This is a genomic window from Oceanicella sp. SM1341, from assembly GCF_003448965.1.
Taxonomy (GTDB): domain Bacteria; phylum Pseudomonadota; class Alphaproteobacteria; order Rhodobacterales; family Rhodobacteraceae; genus Paroceanicella.
Window position 1 is genome coordinate 154,896 of the sequence record NZ_QRGC01000008.1, and the last position, 18,611, is coordinate 173,506.

Below are 18,611 nucleotides of genomic sequence, written 5' to 3' on the forward strand. Positions count from 1 at the left end.
CCCGCGCGCGAGACGTGAGTGCGCGCGCGCCCGCGCGCGGTGGGCGCTCTGCGGGGAGGTGGCGCCCCCGCCCCGATCGGAGGGGAGCGGAGGGCGATGTGGCTGGCCCGACGCCGGGAGAGCCGCCGGGGCCGGCTGGCGGGGGGGCCCGCTTGCGACGGCCGGAGCAGGGGACGGCCGATGCCGGCTGGCGGAGAGACCTGCCGGTGCCGGACCGGCGGGGAGAGGCGGGGGCGCCCCGCGGCAGTGGCGCGGCGGCCGGGTCATCCCGGGTAGAGCGGGCCGAGGGCGGATTTCACCCGCGCCGGGGTGAAGGGCATGTGGCGCAGGCGCAGGCCGGTTGCGTCGGCGATGGCGTTGGCGAGGGCGGCGCTGGCCGGGCCCTGGGCGGTCTCGCCCGCGCCGAGGAACGGCTGGCCCGGGCGCGCGAGCACGTGGACGCTGACGGAGCCGGGCACGTCGGCAAAGCGCAGGATCGGGTAGCTGCCCCAGTCGAAGCTGGTGCGCTTCTCGCTGTCGAAGGTCACGGCCTCGCGCAGTGCCCAGCTCAGCGACTGGACGATGCCGCCCTCCACCTGGTTGCGGATGCCGTCGGGGCTGGCGGGCTGGCCGGCGTCCACCGCCGCCTCCACCCGCAGCACCGAGACGGCGCCGGTCTCGGGCGTGACCTCCACTTCCATCGCCACGGCGCAGTAGGCGCCGAGGTTCTTGTAGCGCGCGAAGCCCATGCCGCAGCCGCGCCGGCCGTTGCCGCGCGGGCGGCGGGCCCAGCCGAAACGGTCGGTGGCCGCGATCATCACGTCGCGGGCGCGGGGGTCGTCCATGTGGGCGAGGCGGAAGGCGAGCGGGTCGGTGCCGGCGAGGGCGGCGAGCTCGTCGAGCATCGATTCGATGGAGAAGACGTTGAGATGGCCGCCGAGCGAGCGCAGGGCCGAGGCGCGCAGCACCGGCTCGGGCACGAAGCGGTAGCGCACCTCCATGTTGGCGAAGGCGTAGAGCGGGTTGGCGTTGCGGTCGCCGTCGCCCTCGGGCATCGGGATGGGTTTCTGCTCGGGCCAGGCGAGGGCGGGGTCGAGCTCGTGGGCGGCGAGATAGCCGGAGGCGTCGGTGGCGCGGTTGTTGTGCGCGTTGCTCCAGACCTCGTGTTTCCAGCTCGCGATGTGGCCGGCGGCGTCGAGCGAGGCCTCGAGCCGGGTGGTCATGCCGCAGCCGCAGGGCTCCCAGCCGAATTCCTGCTCGCGCATCCATTGCAGGCGCACGGGCCGGCCGGGGAAGGCCATGGCGATGAGCCCGGCCTCGGCGGTGACGTCATCGGCGCCGTTCTGGCCGTAGCAGCCGGCGGAGGGGGTGTGGATGACGCGCACGCGCTCGGGCGGGAGGCCGACGAGCTCGGCCGTGGCGCGCTGCATGTCGAACACGCCCTGGCTGTGCGACCAGAGGGTGAGCGCGCCGTCCTTCAGCAGCGCCACCGCGCAGGACGGGCCGATGGAGCCGTGGCTGAGCCAGGGGCGGCTGTAGTTCGACACGAGGCGCCGGGGCCCGCCGCGGGACGAGGCGCCGGGCAGGCCCTCGACGTTGATGCGGCGCGAGGGCATGGCGCGCAGCACGTCCGGCCCCTGCCCGGCGGGCAGGGGGCCGAGGTCGCGCCGGGAGGCCGAGCGCTGTGCGAGGCGCATGGCGGTGATCGCCTGCCACTCGGTGTCGGCGACCACGGCGCGGAAGCCGCCGCGCTCCACCACGCCGGCGACGCCCGGGGCGGCGCGGGCGGCCGCCATGTCGGGCGCGGTGAGGCTGGTGCCGTAGCTCGGCCCGCGCACCAGGCGGGCGTGCAGCATGCCGGGCAGGCGCAGGTCCTGCACGAAGGCCTCGCCACCGGTGAGCTTGGCCGGGATGTCGGGGCGGGGGATGTCGCGGCCCATGCTGCGGTAGCTGGCGGGGGCGCGCAGGGGCGGGTTCGCCACCGCCTCCACCTCGAGGGAGAGGGCGGCGGCGAGCGGGCCGTAGCCGAGCACGCGGCCGTCCTTCGCCGCCACCACGCCGCGGCCGGTGGTCTCGACCCCGGCCTCGGGGAGGGCGAGCTGGCGGGCGGCCTCGCGCATCAGCAGCATGCGCACGTTGGCCCCGGCGATCAGCAGGGCCGTGCCGCCGTCCTGCATGGAATGCGAGCCGGCGGTGAGGCCCTCGTCGGGCACGCGGCCGGTGTCGGCGGAGACGAGGGTGATGGCGGGGGGCGGCATGTCGAGCGCCTCGGCCACCACCTGCAGCAGCGCGCCGCGGATGCCCTGGCCGAGCTCGGCCTTGCCCGAGAACACCGTGGCGCGGCCTGCCGCGTCGATATGGATCCAGGCGGCGAGGCCGGGGGTGGATTTCAGGCTGCCGGGCAGCTCGGGGCGCAGCACGGCCGGGCCGGCGCCGCCCTCGCCCCCGGCATCGGCGAAGGCGCGCGGCGCGAGGGCGACGGTGACCAGCAGGCCGCCGGCGGCGAGCAGGCCGCGGCGGGTGAGGACGGGGCCGGCGGGGATGGGGCGGGACATCACAGCTCCTCCCCGGCGTCGAGCTGCCGCATGTCGAGGGCGCAGACCGGCAGGCCGGCCTCGGTGGCGGCACAGGGGGTGGCGGCTGCGGGGTGGTCGGAGGCAGGGGCGGTGTGCGCCGGGGCGGCGCTGGCGGTTGCGCTGGCGGTGCGCGGGCCGGGTGCGGCCGGCAGGGCGTCGGCCCGGGTGGCGCCGGCGGGGCGGGCGGCGCGGCGGATGGCGCGCAGGATGCGCATGTGCGTGCCGCAGCGGCAGAGGTTGGGCTGCATGTGGGCGCGGATGGTGGCCTCGTCCGGGTGGGGCGTGACGTCGAGCAGGGCCTGGGCGCGCATGATCATCCCGGCGATGCAGTAGCCGCATTGGGCGGCCTGCTCGTCGAGGAAGGCCTGTTGCAGGGGGTTCATGCTGTCCGGCCCGCCCAGACCCTCGAGCGTGGTGACGCGGCGGCCGGCGGCGGCGGCGAGCGGGGTGACGCAGGAGAAGATCGCCCGGCCGTCGAGATGCACGGTGCAGGCGCCGCACTGGCCGAGGCCGCAGCCGTATTTCGCCGCGTTCAGGCCCAGCTCGTCGCGCAGCACGTAGAGCAGCGGCGTGTCGGGCGGGCTGGCGATGTCATGGGCGGTGCCGTTGACGGTAAGCGATACGGTCATCGGGAGAGCTCCTCTCGGGCGGTGCGGATGGCGGGGGCGAGGTCGGGCCAGGGCGCGTCGGCGCTGTAGCGGGCGCGCAGGTAGCGGGTGAGTGCGGCGACCTGGGGGTCGGTGAAACTGTCGGCGAAGCCGGGCATCTTCGGGCCGCGGCCGTCCACCGGCGGCTCGATGCCGCCGAGGATCGCGCGCAGGGTGTTGGCCGGGCCCGGGGCGGCGAGGTCGGTCATCTGCGAGAGGTCGGGGCGGCCTTGCCCCGCCATCGGCGCGCCGGCGCCGTGGCAGCCGGCGCAGGCCCCGGCGAAGAGCGTGGCGCCTTCCGGCTCGGCCCTCGCGGCGGCGGCGGCGCGGGCGGCGGGGGCCGGGGCGGTGGCGGCGGCCCTGGGGGGTGTTGCCCCGCCCTGTCCGCCCGAGAGGCTCCAGGCGATGTAGGTGGCGATGGCCGCCACGTCTTCGGGGGGCACCTGCGACAGGCCGTGGGTGACCGGGCCCATGGGGCCGGCGGCGGCGCCGTGGCCCGGCGCGGCGCCGGTGGAGAGATAGGCGGTGAGGGCGGCCTCGCTCCAGCGCGCGGCGCCGGGGTTTGACGCGTCGAGGGGCGGGGCGTCCCAGCCCTCGGCGCTGCCGCCGGCGAAGGGGGCCCCGCCCTCCTCCGCCCCGGCGAGGTTGCGCGGGCTGTGGCAGCCGCCGCAATGGCCGAGCCCCTGCACCAGGTAGGCGCCGCGGTTCCAGGCGGCGGAGCGGGCGGGATCGGGGGCGATGCCGCCTTCGTGCAGGAACATCAGCTTCCAGCCGGCGAGGAGCGGGCGGAAGTTGAGCGGGAAGATGAGCTCGTTTTCCGGCGCCGGGGCCCGCACCGGCCTGCGGGTCATCAGGAAGGCGTAGAGGGCGGAGACGTCGGCGTCGGTCACATGGGTGAAATGCTCGTAGGGGAGCGCGGGGTAGAGGTGGCGGCCCTCGCGGTCGACCCCCTCGCGCAGGGCGCGGGCGAAGGCGGCCTCCGACCAGGTGCCGATGCCGGTGGCGGGGTCGGGGGTGATGTTGTCGGAGTAGAGCGTGCCGAAGGGCGTGGGCAGCGCCCGGCCGCCGGCGAGCGCCGCCCCGCCCGGCGCGGTGTGGCAGACCGCGCAGTCTCCCAGCGCGGCGAGCCCGGCGCCGCGGCGCACGAGATCGGGGGCGAAGGCATCACGCCCGGGCGGGGTGATCGGGGCGATGGCGGGGCGGAGCACGAGGGCGAGCGCCAGCGCCGCGCCGACGGCGAGCCCGAGGGCGGTGCCGGCGGCGAGCAGCATCCGGGAGCGGCGCCGGGACGGGCCGGGGCGGGCTGTGGGTGACATTGCGTGTCTCCGTGGCGGGCTGCCCGGGGGGCAGGAGGGGCGGCCGGCGCGGGGGCCGGCCATCGGGCGTCCGGCCGTCCGGGAGGGGGGACGGGCCGGGGGGAGGAGCGCGGGCGCCGGGCGGGCGGCGGTGAGAGCGGGGCTCGGGGGTGCCGCTGCGGCACCCCCGGCGCGGAGGGCGAAGACGCGGTGGCGTCACCTTGTCGCTTGTGTCTAAATGCCCTGCCGATGAAGGGCTTGTACGCAAGCCCAGCGGTTTGCAGGCAACACACCAGAAGGGATGCGCGGCACCGCGCAGGCAGAGCATGACCGAGCCGGAGAGCGATATCGTGGTGATCGTCGACGACGATCCGCAGGTGCGCGGGGCGATCGACAGCCTGCTGCGCTCGGTCGGGCTGCAGACCCGGCCCTGCGAGAGCGCGGCGGACCTGCTGGAGGCGCCGATGCCCGAGGGGGTGAGCTGCATCATCGCCGACATCCGCATGCCGCGAATCGGCGGGCTGGAGCTGCAGCAGCGGCTGGTGGAGCGCGGCTCGGGCATCCCGCTGATCTTCATGACCGGGCACGGCGACATCCCGATGACCGTGCAGGCGATGAAGGCGGGCGCAGTGGACTTCCTCACCAAGCCCTTCCGCGACCAGGACATGCTCGACGCGGTGGATGCCGCGCTGGAGCGCCACCGCGCCCGGCGCGAGCAGGAGGGCGCGGTGGCGGCGCTGCGCGCGCGCGCCGACACGCTCACCCCGCGCGAGCGCGAGGTGATGGAGGGCGTGGTGCGCGGGCTGCTGAACAAGCAGATCGCCGGCGAGCTGGGCCTGGCCGAGATCACGGTGAAGCTGCACCGCTCCTCGATGATGCGGAAGATGGAAGCCCGCTCCGTGGCCGAGCTGGTCCGCATCGCCGAGGCGCTGCGCGGGGGCTGAGGCGCGGCGATTTCGCCTTTCAGGTCAGGGTGTTGGCGCTTTCCGGGCCGGCAGTAAACGCAAGTATAGGATGAAGCCGGGAGCCCGCCGGCTCATATTCACCCCTGAAAGCGTTCGCGGGGCGCGCCCCTGGAATGAAAGCAGATCGTGACCCAGTCTCTCATAGCTGTCCTGGATGATGACGACCATGTACGTGCCGCCACCGCCAGCCTTCTCCGCTCCGTCGGGTACCGCACCCTTCTCTATGCCTCCGTCGAGGAGTTCTTCGCCGGTGCGCCGCGGGAGGTGGACTGCATCCTGAGCGACTACCGGATGCCGGGCCGCTCCGGGCTGGAGCTGCTGGAGGAACTGCGCGGCCGCGCCTGTGACGTGCCCTTCATCCTGATGACCGCCTTCCTCTCCGACCCGCTGCGGAGCCGCGCGCTGAGCGACGGCGCGCTGGCCGTGCTCGACAAGCCGGTGGACGAGGAGCGCCTGCTGGGCCTGCTGGAAAGCGCGCTGGAGCACTGAGGCGGCCGGCGCGGATTCTTCTTTGAGTTTTCGGAAAGCGCAGGCAGTGTGTATTCCGCAGTTGTCGAAAGTGACTTGCGGAGGTTGCCCTTGGACTTTTCGACTATTGATCTGAAACTGGTGGCGACGCTGCTGCTCCTGCTGCTCGTCGGGCTGGGGCCGAAGATCGCGCTCGTTCCCTTCCTGGAAAAGACCCGCGGGGCCACGCCGGAGCAACAGCGCGCCGTGGGCCGGCTGATGGTGCGCACGGCGGTGGCCTCGGCCGTGGTGGTGTTCCTGGCCGGGGCGCTGCTGCTGCGGCTGCTGCACATCACCTCCGGGGCGGTGGCGGTGGCCGGCGGCATCATCCTGGCGCTGATCGCGATGCGCATGGCGCTGGGGCCGGGCGAGGAGGTGGTCAAGGAAAGCCATCTCGTGCCCGAGAAGCTCGAGAAGATGGCCATCTACCCGCTGGCGGTGCCCTACCTGTTCAACCCCGTGGGCATGACCATCCTCATCATCGCCTCCGACAGCGCCGAATCCTGGGCGGCCTCGGCGCTGGTGCTGGGGCTCGTGCTGCTGGTGGGGGCGCTGGACTACGTGATCTTTTCCAACATCGACAAGATCGCGAAGCGCATCAACCCCACCTCGCTCGTGGTGTCGGAGATCGTGTTCGGCATCCTGCTCACCGCCGTCGCGGTGCAGCTCTTCGTGACCGGGTTGCGCATGCTCGAGATCCTGCCGCAGGCGAGCGGGGGGCACTAGGCCCCCGCGTCTTCCCTCCCTGCGTGACCCCCCGTGCCTGACCCCCGCGCCTGACCCCGCCCCGTCTCAGGCGGAGGCGGGTTCGGTGGCGGCCGGGGGCGCGCAGGCCTCCTCTCCCGCCAGCGGCAGGGTGACGCGCGCGGTGGCGCCCTGCCCCGGCGCGGAGGTGAGGGTGAGCCGGCCGCCGTGGCGCTCGACCACCGATTCGCAGATCGCGAGCCCCACGCCCATCCCGTCGGGCTTGGTGGTCTGGAACGGCTCGAAGGCCCGGGCGGCGAAGTCTTCCGGCAGGCCGGGCCCGGTGTCGCGCACCTCGATGACCGCCCCTTCCGGGCGGCGGGCGGTGGCGATCTCGACCCGGCGCGGGCCGGGCTGGCCGTCCATCGCCTGGAAGGCGTTGGAGACGAGGTTGATCAGCACCTGCTGGAGGAGGATGCGGTCGCCGGTGATCTCGGCGCCGGGGGCCGCGGGCGAGACCACGAGGCTGCCGCCGTGGCGCGCCGCCTCGCCGGCGACGAGGGCGGGCACCTCGGCCAGCAGCCCGTCGAGCCCGATGCGCGAGCTGGTCTCGGCCGCCGGCTTGCCGGTGATGGCGCGGATGCGGCGGATCACCTCGTCGGCGCGCTGCACCGAGGCGACGACGGCGGTGAGCGCGGTGTTGACCTCCCCGAGGTCGGGCTCGGGGCGCGACAGCCAGCGGTGCGCCGCCCCGGCATAGCTGCGGATGGCCGAGAGCGGCTGGTTGATCTCGTGGGCGATGGAGGCGGAGACCTGGGCCATCACCGTGGCGCGATGGGCGCGCTCGAGCCGGCCGCGCGCCTCCTCCACCGCCGCGCCGAGCCGGCGGCGCTCGGTCACGTCGAGCATGGAGCAGGGCACGCGGTCGAGCGCGCTGCCGGCATCGAGCGAGAAGGCCACGATCACGTCGAGGAGCTGGCCGTCGCGGCGCTCGACCCGGGTTTCGATGCTCAGGTCCCCCCGCCCCTCGGCGACCGCGAGGATGCAGTCGGCGAAGCGGGGGCCGAGCCCGGGCAGGAACTCGTCGCGGTACTGGCGGAAGCCGGCGGCATCGGGGAAGCCGAAGAGCCGGAGCGCGGTGTGGTTCACGTCGGCGAGGCGGACGGAGCGGCGGATGCGTTCGACCGTGTCGGGATGCGCGGCGAGATGGCCGGCGATGTCGCTCACGCCGCGGGCGCGCAGCTCGGCCACCGCCTCGGCCACGGGGCGGAAGTCATATTCGCAGATCGCCACGGCCACGGTGTTGAAGGTGGTGCGGTAGCGCTGCTCGGAGCGCTGCAGGGTGGAATAGGTGTGCTGGGCGCGGCGGATGAGCAGCGTGGCCACGCCGATGGCCGCGAGGCTGAAGACCATGCGCAGCACCGAGCTGATGTCGTCGTCCCAGTCGCCGTGCACCGCGAGGAAGGCGATGACGGTGAGCGCGGCGCAGGCGAGGCCCCAGCGCAGCACGTTCACCGGCCGGTAATCGCTGGTGAGCAGGATGAGCGCCACGATGTAGAGCGTGGCCACCGCGCTCTTGAGCGGGGTGAAGGTGTCGACCGCGAAGATCGCCGCCATCATCGCGACCGTGGCGGCGATGCGGATCCTTCGTGAGCGGGGCCCCGGGGGGGAAAACTGCGGCATGCGTGGGTTCCGGCGTCGGTTGGCCCGGGGCCGCCAGCGCCCCCCGGCCCGTGCGGGAGGGGGGCGGCGGCGGTCCGCGGGGTTGGTCAACGCGATGGTAGACCATGCCCGGGGGCACTGCCTATTCAGCCAGAGGTATATGTTCGGCGTCGTCACCCGGCGGCAGGCGGAAGCGGCCGTGTTCGAAATCGCCCTGGCGCCAGGCCTCCTTGGCCGCGTCGATCTTCTCCTGCGAGGAGGCGACGAAGTTCCACGAGATGTAGCGCGGGCCGTTGAGGGTTTCGCCGCCCAGCACCATCACCCGGGCGCCGAGGGGGCCCGCGGTGAGGGTGATGGCGTCACCGGGGCGGAACACCATCATGCGGCCGGCCTCGAACACCTGGCCCGCCACCGAGATGCTGCCCTCGGTCACGTAGACGCCGCGGTCCTCGTGGTTGTCGGGCAGCGGCAGCATGGCGCCGGCGGCGAGCACGGCATCGGCGTAGAAGGTCTCCGAGAAGGTCTTCACCGGGGCGCGGGCGCCCCAGGCCTCGCCGAGGATGAGGCGGACGGACTTGCCCGGCTCCTCCAGCATCGGCAGGGCCTCGCGGCCGTGGTGCTCGAAGGCGGCACCGGTTTCCTCGTGCGCCTCGGGCAGCGCGACCCAGGTCTGGATGCCGTAGAGCGCGCCGGGGTTTGCCCGCATCGCGGCACTGGTGCGCTCGGAATGGGTGACCCCGTTGCCGGCGATCATCCAGTTCACCTCGCCGGGGTAGATCATCTGGTCGGTGCCCAGGCTGTCGCGGTGCTGGAACTCGCCGCGGTAGAGATAGGTGACGGTGGCGAGGCCGATATGCGGGTGGGGGCGCACGTCGATGCCGCCGCCGGTGAGGAACTCGGCCGGGCCCATCTGGTCGAAGAAGATGAAGGGGCCGACCATCTGGCGGGCGGGGGCGGGCAGCGCGCGGCGCACCTCGAAGCCGCCGAGATCACGCGCGCGGGGGATGATCAGCGTCTCCAGCGCGTCGAGCGCGCCGGCCTCGGGGCAGTCGGGGGACTGGGTGGGGTTCCAGCTCATGGGTTCGTGTCCTTCCTGTCGGGGTATGTCAGGCGGGGCCTGTCGGGCCCCTCGGGCGGGCCGGGGGGCCCGGGATGTGCCTTCTGGTCGGCGGGCCCGGGAGGGGCCCGCCGGTGGGCAGTCGGCTGGTCGGTCCGGCTGGCCGGTCAGTCGGTGATCGGGTCGAGGTAGGCCTCGATCCGGTCGCGCAGCGCCTCGTGCTGGCGGGGCAGCTTCAGCGCCTCGCCGAGGTGCTCGGCCGGCTCGTCGCGGTCGAAGCCGGGCTCGGCGGTGGCGACTTCGAAGAGCACGCCGCCGGGGGTGCGGAAGTAGATCGCCCAGAAATAGTCGCGGTCGATCACCGGGGTGACCTGGTAGCCGGTGTCCATCAGGCTGCGGCGCACCTCGGCCTGGGCGGCGCGGTCGGGCACCGAGAAGGCGATGTGGTGCACCGAGCCCGCGCCCTGCAGCGCCCGGTCGGCGCCCGGCAGCACCTCGAGGTCGACGGTGTTCGCACCGTTGCCGCCCTCGATGGCGTAGCGGGTCACGTCGCCCTCGGTGGCGAGGCGGCGGTAGCCCATGAACTCGAGCAGTTCGCCCGTGGCCCGGCCGTCGCGCAGCCGCAGGCTGGCGCCGGAGAAGCCGCGCACCGCGTCATCGCCGCTCACGCCGTTGCCGGTCCAGCCCGGGCGGGTGTCGCCGGCGATCTCGGCGAGGGCGAAACCGTCGCCGTCCGGCCCGTCGAAGCGCAGGCGGCGCTCGCCGAAGCGGGTTTCCTCCGCGAGGCCGGTAACCCCCTGCCCCGCGAGGCGCTGCTTCCAGTAGCCCAGGCTGCCCTCGGGCACCGAGAAGAGCGTGGTGCCAACCTCGCCCGTGCCCGGCCGGCCCTGGCCGACGCCGCGGAACGGGAAGTAGGTCATCACCGAGCCGGGCGTGCCGGCGGCATCGCCGTAATAGAGGTGGTAGGTGTCCGGCGCGTCGAAGTTGACGGTTTTCTTCACCCGGCGCAGGCCGAGGGTCTTGGTGAAGAAGTCCGAGTTGGCCTGGGCGCTGGACGCGATCGAGGTCACGTGATGCAGGCCGTTGATCTTGCTGTCCATTTTGTCCTCCTGGCTGCCGGCCTGGCCGGCTGTTCCTGTGTGCTGCAGTGAAGATGGGCCAGCGGGAGGTGAAAGAGAATGGCAATAATATTGACAACACCATTACGGTAGGCGCAACAATGAGGCATGGGCGATCTCGAGGCGATAAGGGTATTCCTGGCGGTGGCGGAGCAGCGCAGCTTCGTCGCGGCGGCGCGGCACCTGATGATGACGCCGCCCTCGGTCACCCGCACGGTGGGCGCGCTGGAGGACCGGCTGGGCGTGCAGCTGCTGCTGCGCACCACGCGGCAGGTGTCGCTCACCTCGGCGGGGGCGGCCTATGCGGCGCGGGTGGGCCCGCTGGTCGACGCGCTCACCGCCGCGGCGGAGGACCTGCGCGAGGGCCAGGGCGAGACCTCGGGCCTCATCCGCATCAACGCGCCGATGTCGATGGGCCAGCGCATCCTGCCGGAGGTGATCGCGCAGTTCCGCACGCTCTATCCGAAGGTGAATGTCTCGCTCACCCTCACCGACCGGCTGGTGGACGTGGTGGCCGACGAGGTGGACCTCGCGATCCGCATCTCCGGGCCGCCGCGCGACAAGCTGACCATCTGGCGCAAGCTCTGCCCGGTGCGGCGGGTGATCGTGGCGGCGCCGCGCTATCTCGAGGCCTGGGGCCGGCCCGACAGCCCGGAGGACCTGGCCCGGCATGTCTGCATCGCCTACGACGCGCAGGGCGGCCCGGAGATCTGGGACTTCGCGCGCGGCTCCATGCGCCGCCGGGCGCGGGCCGGGGCGGAGCTGAGCGCCAACAATGGCGAGCTGATCGCCCGGATGGCGGAGAACGGCGAGGGCATCGCGCTGCTGCCGCGCTTCATCGTGGAGCCGGCGCTGGCCGAGGGCCGGCTGGTGACCCTGCTCGAGGGCTGGTCGCTGCCGGAGCTGTGGCTCACGCTCTACTACCCGCCCTACGAGCGGCTGCCGATGCGGCTCGCCACCTTCTCCGACTTCTTCGAGACCTACGCCACCGAGACCCGGCCGGTGTGAGGCTACTCGTCCTCGCGCAGCAGCAGCACCGGCGCGGGGTGGAGGCTTTCGTCGGCGAGGTCGATCTGCCAGGCGATGCGGGTCTGGTAGCGCACCACGACGGTATAGTCCGGGCCCAGCACCTCGCGCACCGTGCTGCGGAACGGGTTTCGCGCGAGGGAGGCGGGCAGCAGGTCGGCGGCGGAGGCGATGCGGTACTGCGCGTCCGACGGCAGGTCGACCAGCGCCCAGATCTCGGCCATCCGGTCACGCGCATGCACCTCCACCCGCAGCACCTCCACCGGCACGCTGCCGGCCCAGCGGCGGATATGCGCGGCGAGGGCCGCCTCGGTGCGGGTTTCCACGTAGCGGTAGTAGGTGGTGGTGAGCAGGTGGAGGAACACCGCCACCAGGAAGGCGGTGGCGATGGTGGCGCTCATGGTGAAGCGCATGCGCCGCCGGCCGCGGCTGAGCAGGAAGCTCGACGGGCTGGACGCGATGTAGACGATGCAGGCCGAGAAGATGATGGCGCCGAAATTGGTGGCGAAGAGCAGCACCGCCTCGCGGGCGCGCAGCGGCTCGCCGAAATGCAGCAGCAGCCCGGCGGCGGCGAGCGGCGGCACCAGCGACACGCCGATGGCAGCGCCCGGCAGCAGGCTGATCTCGGATTTCTGGATCTGGACATAGGCGCCCGCCACCCCGGCGGCGAGGGCGATGAGCAGGTCCTCGGCGCCGGGATGGGTGCGGCTGCCCACCTCCACCGGCAGGGTGACGCCGCGCGGCGCGTCGATGGCCCAGGCGATGGCCCAGGCGATGCAGACGCTCACCCCCGCCGCGAACAGCACCACCAGCGCCAGCCACAGCGCCCGGCCCAGCCAGCCCATCACCATGGAGGAGGCGATGCCCAGGATCGGGGTCATCAGCGGCGCGATGAGCATGGCCGCGATGACCACGGCGCCGGAATCGCGCAGCAGGCCCATGGTGGCGATGGTCACGGCGAGGGTGAGCAGCATGGCGAAGCGCCGCCAGTAGGCACCGGGGTCCGCGCCCTCGAAGCGCAGGATGTCCCGGGTGATGGAGAAGTCCCGTATCGGCATCGTCGGCACCCTCGCGCACCCGCAGACGGATGCGCCGGAGATGATGCCGCAAAATCTCCGTGTCGTCATGTGAAACCGCGCGGCGCTGCAGCCGCGGCGGGTCAGCGGCCGGCGGTCACGGCCTCCCAGGACAGGCCGAAGCGGGCGAGGTACTTGCGCAGCCGGTCGGCGTCGTTGCGCGAGCTGCGCTCGAGGCGGGAGACGGCGAAGAGCGCCCGGCCGGCCTCGCTCAGGCTGGCCGCGCGGCGGCAGGCGGCGACGGTGGCGGCAAGCTGGGCGCGGTCGAACGGGTCGATGCGCCCGGCCTCCGCGCCCGGCAGGCCGGCGAGAAGCTCCTCCTCCGGGTCGGGGGCGAGGCCGCGCCACTGCGCCTCGAGCACCGCGATCTCCTGCTCGACCATCGCCAGGGTGACCCGGCCGCGCGGCGCGAGGGTGCACAGCCGCTCGACGGAGGCGCCGAGGTCGCGGAAATTGCCGTGCCAGGGCGTGGAGGGCGCGCGGGCGAAGCGCTGGTAGCGCTCGGCGGCATCGGCGTTGAAGCCGATGCGCTGGCCGAGGCGGCGCTCCGCGCGGGCGAGCTCGTGGGCGATGTTGGCGGCGATGTCCTCGCGCCGCTCCGCCAGCGGCGGCAGCCGGAAGCTCCACAGGCTCAGCCGGGCGTAGAGATCGGCGCGGAACCGGCCCTGCGCCACCAGCGCCGGCAGGTCGGCGCTGGCCGCGGCGATGAGCTGGAAGCGGGCGGAATGCTCCTGGTCCGAGCCGACGGGCAGGAAGGTGCCGCTTTCCACCGCGTGCAGGATCATCGCCTGCTCGTCCGGGCCGAGGGCGTCGATGCCGTCGAGGAAGAGCGCGCCGCCGTCGGCCTCGCGCAGCAGGCCGCGGCGCTCGGTGCTGCCGGGCCCGGCGCGGCGCCGGCCCGAGAGCGCCTCCATCGCCCGGTCGCCGCGCAGGCTGGCGCAGGGCACGTGCACCAGCCGGCCCTTCAGCCGGCGGCGCTGCAGCTTCAGCTCGTGGATCCGCCCGGCGAGCACGGTCTTGCCGCTGCCCGCCGGGCCGGTGAGCAGCAGCGGCGCGTCGGTGGTGGTGGCCACCTGCTCCAGCCGGCCGATCAGCGCGTCGAAGCCGGGGTTCGCGGTGTCGATGCCGCCGCGCAGCAGGGCGGCATGCGCGCGGGTGGCGAGGTCGAAGCGGCTCTGCAGCGCGTCGTAGCGCGAGAGGTCGAGGTCGATCACGTGCAGCCGGCCCTCGGCCGGGCCGGCGGCGGCGGGCGGCGCGGTCTGCAGCAGGCGGGCGGGGATGTGCCGGCTCTCGGCGAGCAGGAACCAGCAGATCTGCGCCACGTGGGTGCCGGTGGTCAGGTGCAGGTGGTAGCGCTCGCGGTCCTCGTCGAAGCCGTAGTCGCGGGCGAAGTCGAACAGCGCGCCGTAGACCTCCTGGAAGTCCCAGGGGTCGGCGAGCTCCATGCGGCGCGGCAGCACCTCGGTCTCGGGCGAGAGGGTGGCGATGTCCGCAGCCACGCGCTCGGCGATGCGGGAGTGGCGCCGGTCATGCAGCAGCTCCAGCCGGTCCACGGGGAAGCCCGGGTGGGTGCAGAGCTGCACGCTGGGGCGCCACTCACGCCGCTTGCCGGCGTCGAGCTTGGTGCCGAGGAAGCCGATGACGACGTTGCGCACGGCTCAGGCCCGGGTGTGGCGGGGGAGAGTCGTCAGGGCGTGGCGGGGCATGGCGGGTGTATCCGGATGTATAAGTGGCGATACCGCAGGATCGTATCTGCGGGAGCGCTTCCGGTCAAACGCGGTGAAAGCCGGGTAAAACCAGTGGGTTGGCGGAAATCTCGCTTTTGCTGTGCGCCGCGGGCGGTGGCGGGCAGAGTCAGATGGTCACCGAAGGAGAGGTAACCGGAAGCAGGCAGATCCGTGCCTGCGGCGAAGACCGGCCGGGGCGGACCATGCGGCCGCTCCGGCCCCTGCCGGGGCCCGGAACGGACATCCCCGGGCCCCGGCCCCTCAGCAACATGCCCCCGGCCCCGCACCGCGGCCGGGGCGGAAAGGACGCGAGAATGACCATTCAGCAGGCGGCCGGAACGGCCCCCGTCACCGGACACACGCTGATCGGCTGGGGCTATGCCCCCGGCCCGGACTTCGCCGGGCTGCTGGCCCGCGCCGATGCGCTGCAGGCCGGCGGCGCCACGCCCGAGGCGGTGCGCCGCACGCTGATGGCCGAGCGCCCGCCCGCGCCGGCGACGGAGCCCCTGCCCTTGCGGGCGGAGGGGGCGACCGGCTTCTCCGAGATCATCGCGGCGGAGACCGGGGACGAGCAGGCGAACCTGGAGAAGGTGCGCGAGACCATGCGCATGCTGATGCGCACCCCCACGGTGGAGGCCGGCGCCGTGCTGCCCGATGCCTGCCCGAGCGGGCCGGTGGGCACCATTCCCGTGGGCGGGGTGGTGGCCGCGCGCGAGGCGATCCACCCCGGCATGCACTCGGCCGACATCTGCTGCTCGATGATGCTCACCGACCTCGGGACGGCCGACCCGAAGGCGGTGCTGGACGCGGCCTCGGCCGTGACGCATTTCGGGTATGGCGGGCGGCCGAACGGCCGGCGCTTCGCCGTGTCGCTGCACCTGCTCGACGCCTTCCGCGCCAACCCGTTCCTCCGCGAGCCGCGGCTGCTGCAGGCGGCGCAGGAGCAGATGGGCACCCAGGGCGACGGCAACCACTTCCTGTTCGTCGGCCGCTCGCGCCGCACCGGGCGCACGGCGATGGTGACGCATCACGGCTCACGCGGGCCGGGCGGGCAGCTCTACAAGGCCGGCAAGGAGGTGGCGGAGCGGTTCCGCCGCAGGCTCTCGCCCGAGACCCCGGTGCAGAACGGCTGGATCCCGGCGCAGAGCGACGAGGGGCTGGCCTACTGGGAGGCGCTGCAGCTCATCCGCCGCTGGACGAAGGCGAACCACAACGCCCTGCACCAGGCCGTGGCGGAGGCGGCGCACGCCGAGGTGGGCGAGCGATTCTGGAACGAGCACAACTTCGTCTTCCGCCGCGACGGGCTGTACCTGCACGGCAAGGGGGCCACCCCGGCCTGGGAGGGCTACGCCGCGGATGCGAGCGGGCTCACGCTGGTGCCGCTCAACATGGCGGAGCCGGTGCTGGTGCTGCGCGGTCGCGACCGGCCGGAGAGCCTGGGCTTCGCGCCGCACGGGGCGGGGCGCAACTTCACCCGCACCGAGCACCGCCGGCGCATGGGCGGGATGACGCCGGAGGCGGCCCTGGCGCGCGAGACCCGCGGGCTGGACATCCGCTTCCTCGCCGGTCCGCCGGACGCCTCGGAACTGCCGTCGAGCTACAAGGACGCGGCCTCGGTGGTGCGGCAGATCGAGCGGTTCGGCCTGGCCGAGATCGTCGACTACATCGACCCCTACGGCTGCATCATGGCCGGCGCGGTGCCGCTGCCCTGGCGGGAGCGGAAGCAGCGCCGCGGCCGGGGCTGACGCAGGCCGGGCCCCCGCGCGGGGCCCGGTTTTTCCTTGCGCAACAAGGCCCTGGCACCCCGCTCTCCCCGGCGGGCGGGATATGCGACCAGGAAATGATTGACGTCTGTCAAAACTGCCCGCACTCTCCGCGGCAGGGAGGAACAACAGACGTGATGCGCAAGCCCACTCTTCATGACGTGGCGCGGGCAGCGGGCGTGAGCTATGCCACCGCCGACCGGGTGCTGAACGCCCGCGGCGGGGTGGCGGCCAAGTCCGAGGCGCGGGTGCGTGCGGCGATCGAGGCGCTCGGCTACACGCGCGACGTGCATGCCGCGAACCTCTCGCGCCGGCGGCTGTACCGGTTCCGCTTCCTGCTGCCCGACGGCGACCACAGTTTCTTCCGCGCCCTGCGCGCCGCGGTGCTGGCCGAGGCCGGCGCGCGGGCGGGCGACCGGGTGCGCATCACCCTCAGCGAGGTGCCGGCCTTCGACGCCGAGGCGCTGGCCGAGGCGCTGGAGCGGGTGGAGCCGGAGGCCTGCGACGGGCTCGCCATCGTGGCCAGCGGCAGTGCCCGGGTGAGCGCGGCCATCGCCTCGTTGCGCGCGGGCGGCGTGGCGGTGGTGACGCTGGTCTCCGACGCGCCGGGGGCGGCGCGCGACGCCTACGTGGGCATCGACAACCTGGTGGCCGGGCGCACCGCCGGGCGGCTGATGCGGCTGGGGCACACCGGGCGCAGCGGCCTCGTGCTGCCGGTGGTGGGCGCGCGGGCGGCGCAGGACCATGCCGAGCGGCTGGCCGGGCTGGAGCAGAGCCTTGCTGGCGCGCCGGGCCTTGCCCTGCTGCCGGTGGCGGAGGCTTTCGACAGCCCCTCGCGCATGCGCGCGCTGGTGGGCGCTGCGCTGGCGCGCGAGCCGGGGATCAGCGGCATCTACAGCATGGGGGCGGGGAATCGCGGGCTCGTGGAGGCGCTGCGGGCGCTCGGGCGGCCGCGGCCGCTGGTGGTGCTGCACGAGCTGGTGCCGCATGCGCGCGAGGCGCTGGAGGCCGGGCTGGTGGACGCGGTGATCGACCAGAAGCCGGTGCAGGAGGTGGCGGCCGCCCTCGACATCCTGCGCGCGCTGGCCGACGGGCGGCCCGCCCCGGCCGGGCGGGCGCGGATCACCCCGGCGATCTACCTGCCCGAGAACCTTCCGGCCTGCCCGGCGGGTGAAGAAGAAGACAACGACATGATGGGAGGAGCCGCCTGATGACCGGATATTTCGAGGGCATCGCGCCGCTGGCGCATGACCCCGGGGCGGAGGGCCTCGCCTTCCGGCACTACGACCCCGACGAGGTCGTGCTGGGCCGGCGCATGGAGGACCACCTGCGCTTTGCCGTGTGCTACTGGCACAGTTTCGGCTGGGAGGGGGGCGACCCGTTCGGCGGCGCCACCTTCGAGCGGCCGTGGTTTCCCAATGACGACATGGGCCGGGCGAAGGCGAAGGCGGAGGCGGCGTTCGAGCTGTTCCGCATCCTCGGCGTGCCCTATTTCACCTTCCACGACCACGACGTGCGCCCCGAGGGCGCGCGGCTGGCCGAGAGCCATGCGCGGCTCGACGAGATGGCCGACCTCTTCGAGGCGAAGATGGCGGCGGGCGGCCCGAAGCTGCTCTGGGGCACGGCGAACCTGTTCACCAACCGCCGCTACATGGCCGGGGCGGCGACGAACCCCGACCCGGATGTCTTCGCCTATTGCGCCTCCGTGGTGCGGCACTGCATGGGCGTCACCCACCGGCTGGGCGGCGAGAACTACGTGCTCTGGGGCGGGCGCGAGGGCTACGAGACCCTGCTCAACACCGACCTTGCCCGTGAGACCGAGCAGATGGGCCGGTTCCTCAGCCTCGTGGTGGAGCACAAGCACCGCATCGGCTTCAAGGGCGCCATCCTGGTGGAGCCGAAGCCGCAGGAGCCGACGAAACACCAGTACGACCACGATGTCGCCACGGTCTACGGCCTGCTCAGGCGCTTCGGGCTGGAGGGCGAGGTGCAGGTGAACATCGAGCAGGGGCATGCCATTCTCGCCGGGCATTCCTTCGAGCACGAGATCGCGCTCGCCGGCGCGCTCGGCATCTTCGGCTCGGTGGACATGAACCGCAACGACCCGCAATCGGGCTGGGACACCGACCAGTTTCCCAACAACGTGGCCGACGTGGCGCTGGCCTATTACGAGATCCTGCGGCTGGGGGGGTTCACCTCCGGCGGCACGAATTTCGACGCGAAGCTGCGCCGCCAGTCGCTCGACGCGGAGGACCTGGTGGCGGCGCATGCCGGGGCGATGGATGTCTGCGCGCGCGGGCTGAAGGCCGCCGCCGCCCTGCTGGAGGGCGGCGCGCTGGAGGAGGCGCGCGCGGCGCGATACGCGGGCTGGGCGCGGAGCGATGCCCGTGCCATGCTGGCCCCCGGCGCCACGCTCGCGCAGATCGCCGAGCGGGCAGAGGCGGAAGACCTCGACCCGCAGCCGGTTTCCGGCCGGCAGGAAAGACTGGAAAACCTCGTCAACCGCTACGTGTAAGACGAGACTGGGAG

General features: G+C 73.5%; 15 protein-coding genes. 7 read left to right on the forward strand and 8 right to left on the reverse strand.

Going from position 1 to position 18,611, the window contains the following annotated elements; genetic code table 11:
• Positions 1 to 263 precede the first annotated feature (263 nt).
• Genes D3P35_RS10045 through D3P35_RS10055 form a run of 3 tightly spaced genes read right to left on the reverse strand, consistent with a single transcriptional unit; the run spans position 264 to position 4,518 of the window.
• Entirely contained in the window at positions 264 to 2,534 is a 2,271-nt protein-coding gene (locus D3P35_RS10045; protein WP_118134583.1) for a molybdopterin cofactor-binding domain-containing protein, read from the reverse strand.
• A complete protein-coding gene (locus tag D3P35_RS10050) occupies positions 2,534 to 3,184 on the reverse strand; it encodes a (2Fe-2S)-binding protein (RefSeq protein WP_118134584.1) in 651 nt (216 codons plus the stop codon). The genes D3P35_RS10045 and D3P35_RS10050 overlap by 1 nt, the downstream gene beginning before the upstream one ends.
• Positions 3,181 to 4,518 (reverse strand): cytochrome c, encoded by a 1,338-nt coding sequence (locus D3P35_RS10055; protein ID WP_198670544.1) that lies wholly within the window; start codon positions 4,516 to 4,518, stop codon positions 3,181 to 3,183. The genes D3P35_RS10050 and D3P35_RS10055 overlap by 4 nt, the downstream gene beginning before the upstream one ends.
• A 305-nt stretch (positions 4,519 to 4,823) precedes the next feature.
• Here D3P35_RS10055 and D3P35_RS10060 point away from each other — a divergent pair, with 305 nt between their 5' ends.
• From D3P35_RS10060 to D3P35_RS10070, 3 genes are all read left to right on the forward strand, one after another.
• Entirely contained in the window at positions 4,824 to 5,441 is a 618-nt protein-coding gene (locus tag D3P35_RS10060; protein WP_118134586.1) for a response regulator transcription factor, read from the forward strand.
• A 147-nt stretch (positions 5,442 to 5,588) separates the two neighbouring features.
• Positions 5,589 to 5,951, forward strand: a complete 363-nt coding sequence (locus D3P35_RS10065; protein WP_198670545.1) for a response regulator transcription factor — start codon at positions 5,589 to 5,591, stop codon at positions 5,949 to 5,951.
• Between the two features lie 90 nt (positions 5,952 to 6,041).
• Positions 6,042 to 6,695, forward strand: a complete 654-nt coding sequence (locus D3P35_RS10070) for a MarC family protein (protein ID WP_118134588.1) — start codon at positions 6,042 to 6,044, stop codon at positions 6,693 to 6,695.
• Between the two features lie 66 nt (positions 6,696 to 6,761).
• Here D3P35_RS10070 and D3P35_RS10075 read toward each other — a convergent pair whose 3' ends face one another.
• The 3 genes from D3P35_RS10075 to D3P35_RS10085 all read right to left on the reverse strand — a co-directional run bounded on the left by D3P35_RS10075 (position 6,762) and on the right by D3P35_RS10085 (position 10,472).
• Entirely contained in the window at positions 6,762 to 8,336 is a 1,575-nt protein-coding gene (locus D3P35_RS10075; protein ID WP_118134589.1) for a sensor histidine kinase, read from the reverse strand.
• A gap of 121 nt (positions 8,337 to 8,457) precedes the next feature.
• On the reverse strand, positions 8,458 to 9,393 hold the full coding sequence (locus D3P35_RS10080; RefSeq protein WP_118134590.1) for a pirin family protein: 936 nt from the start codon (positions 9,391 to 9,393) through the stop codon (positions 8,458 to 8,460).
• A 146-nt stretch (positions 9,394 to 9,539) separates the two neighbouring features.
• Positions 9,540 to 10,472 (reverse strand): VOC family protein, encoded by a 933-nt coding sequence (locus D3P35_RS10085; RefSeq protein ID WP_118134591.1) that lies wholly within the window; start codon positions 10,470 to 10,472, stop codon positions 9,540 to 9,542.
• Positions 10,473 to 10,598: 126 nt separating this feature from the next.
• Between D3P35_RS10085 and D3P35_RS10090 the strand changes: the two genes are divergently transcribed.
• On the forward strand, positions 10,599 to 11,498 hold the full coding sequence (locus tag D3P35_RS10090) for a LysR family transcriptional regulator (RefSeq protein WP_118134592.1): 900 nt from the start codon (positions 10,599 to 10,601) through the stop codon (positions 11,496 to 11,498).
• Positions 11,499 to 11,500: 2 nt separating this feature from the next.
• Here the strand turns inward: D3P35_RS10090 and D3P35_RS10095 are convergent, their stop codons facing one another.
• Complete coding sequence (locus D3P35_RS10095) at positions 11,501 to 12,574, reverse strand: DUF389 domain-containing protein (protein ID WP_157982093.1); 1,074 nt, start codon at positions 12,572 to 12,574, stop codon at positions 11,501 to 11,503.
• Positions 12,575 to 12,675: 101 nt separating this feature from the next.
• Positions 12,676 to 14,247, reverse strand: coding sequence for an RNA repair transcriptional activator RtcR family protein (locus D3P35_RS10100; RefSeq protein ID WP_118134594.1), 1,572 nt, complete (start codon positions 14,245 to 14,247; stop codon positions 12,676 to 12,678).
• A gap of 386 nt (positions 14,248 to 14,633) precedes the next feature.
• Here D3P35_RS10100 and D3P35_RS10105 point away from each other — a divergent pair, with 386 nt between their 5' ends.
• From D3P35_RS10105 to xylA, 3 genes are all read left to right on the forward strand, one after another.
• Positions 14,634 to 16,064, forward strand: coding sequence for an RtcB family protein (locus tag D3P35_RS10105; RefSeq protein WP_118134595.1), 1,431 nt, complete (start codon positions 14,634 to 14,636; stop codon positions 16,062 to 16,064).
• Between the two features lie 155 nt (positions 16,065 to 16,219).
• Complete coding sequence (locus D3P35_RS10110; protein WP_118134596.1) at positions 16,220 to 17,293, forward strand: LacI family DNA-binding transcriptional regulator; 1,074 nt, start codon at positions 16,220 to 16,222, stop codon at positions 17,291 to 17,293.
• Positions 17,290 to 18,597, forward strand: a complete 1,308-nt coding sequence (xylA, locus tag D3P35_RS10115; protein WP_198670551.1) for a xylose isomerase — start codon at positions 17,290 to 17,292, stop codon at positions 18,595 to 18,597. The genes D3P35_RS10110 and xylA overlap by 4 nt, the downstream gene beginning before the upstream one ends.
• Positions 18,598 to 18,611 lie beyond the last annotated feature (14 nt).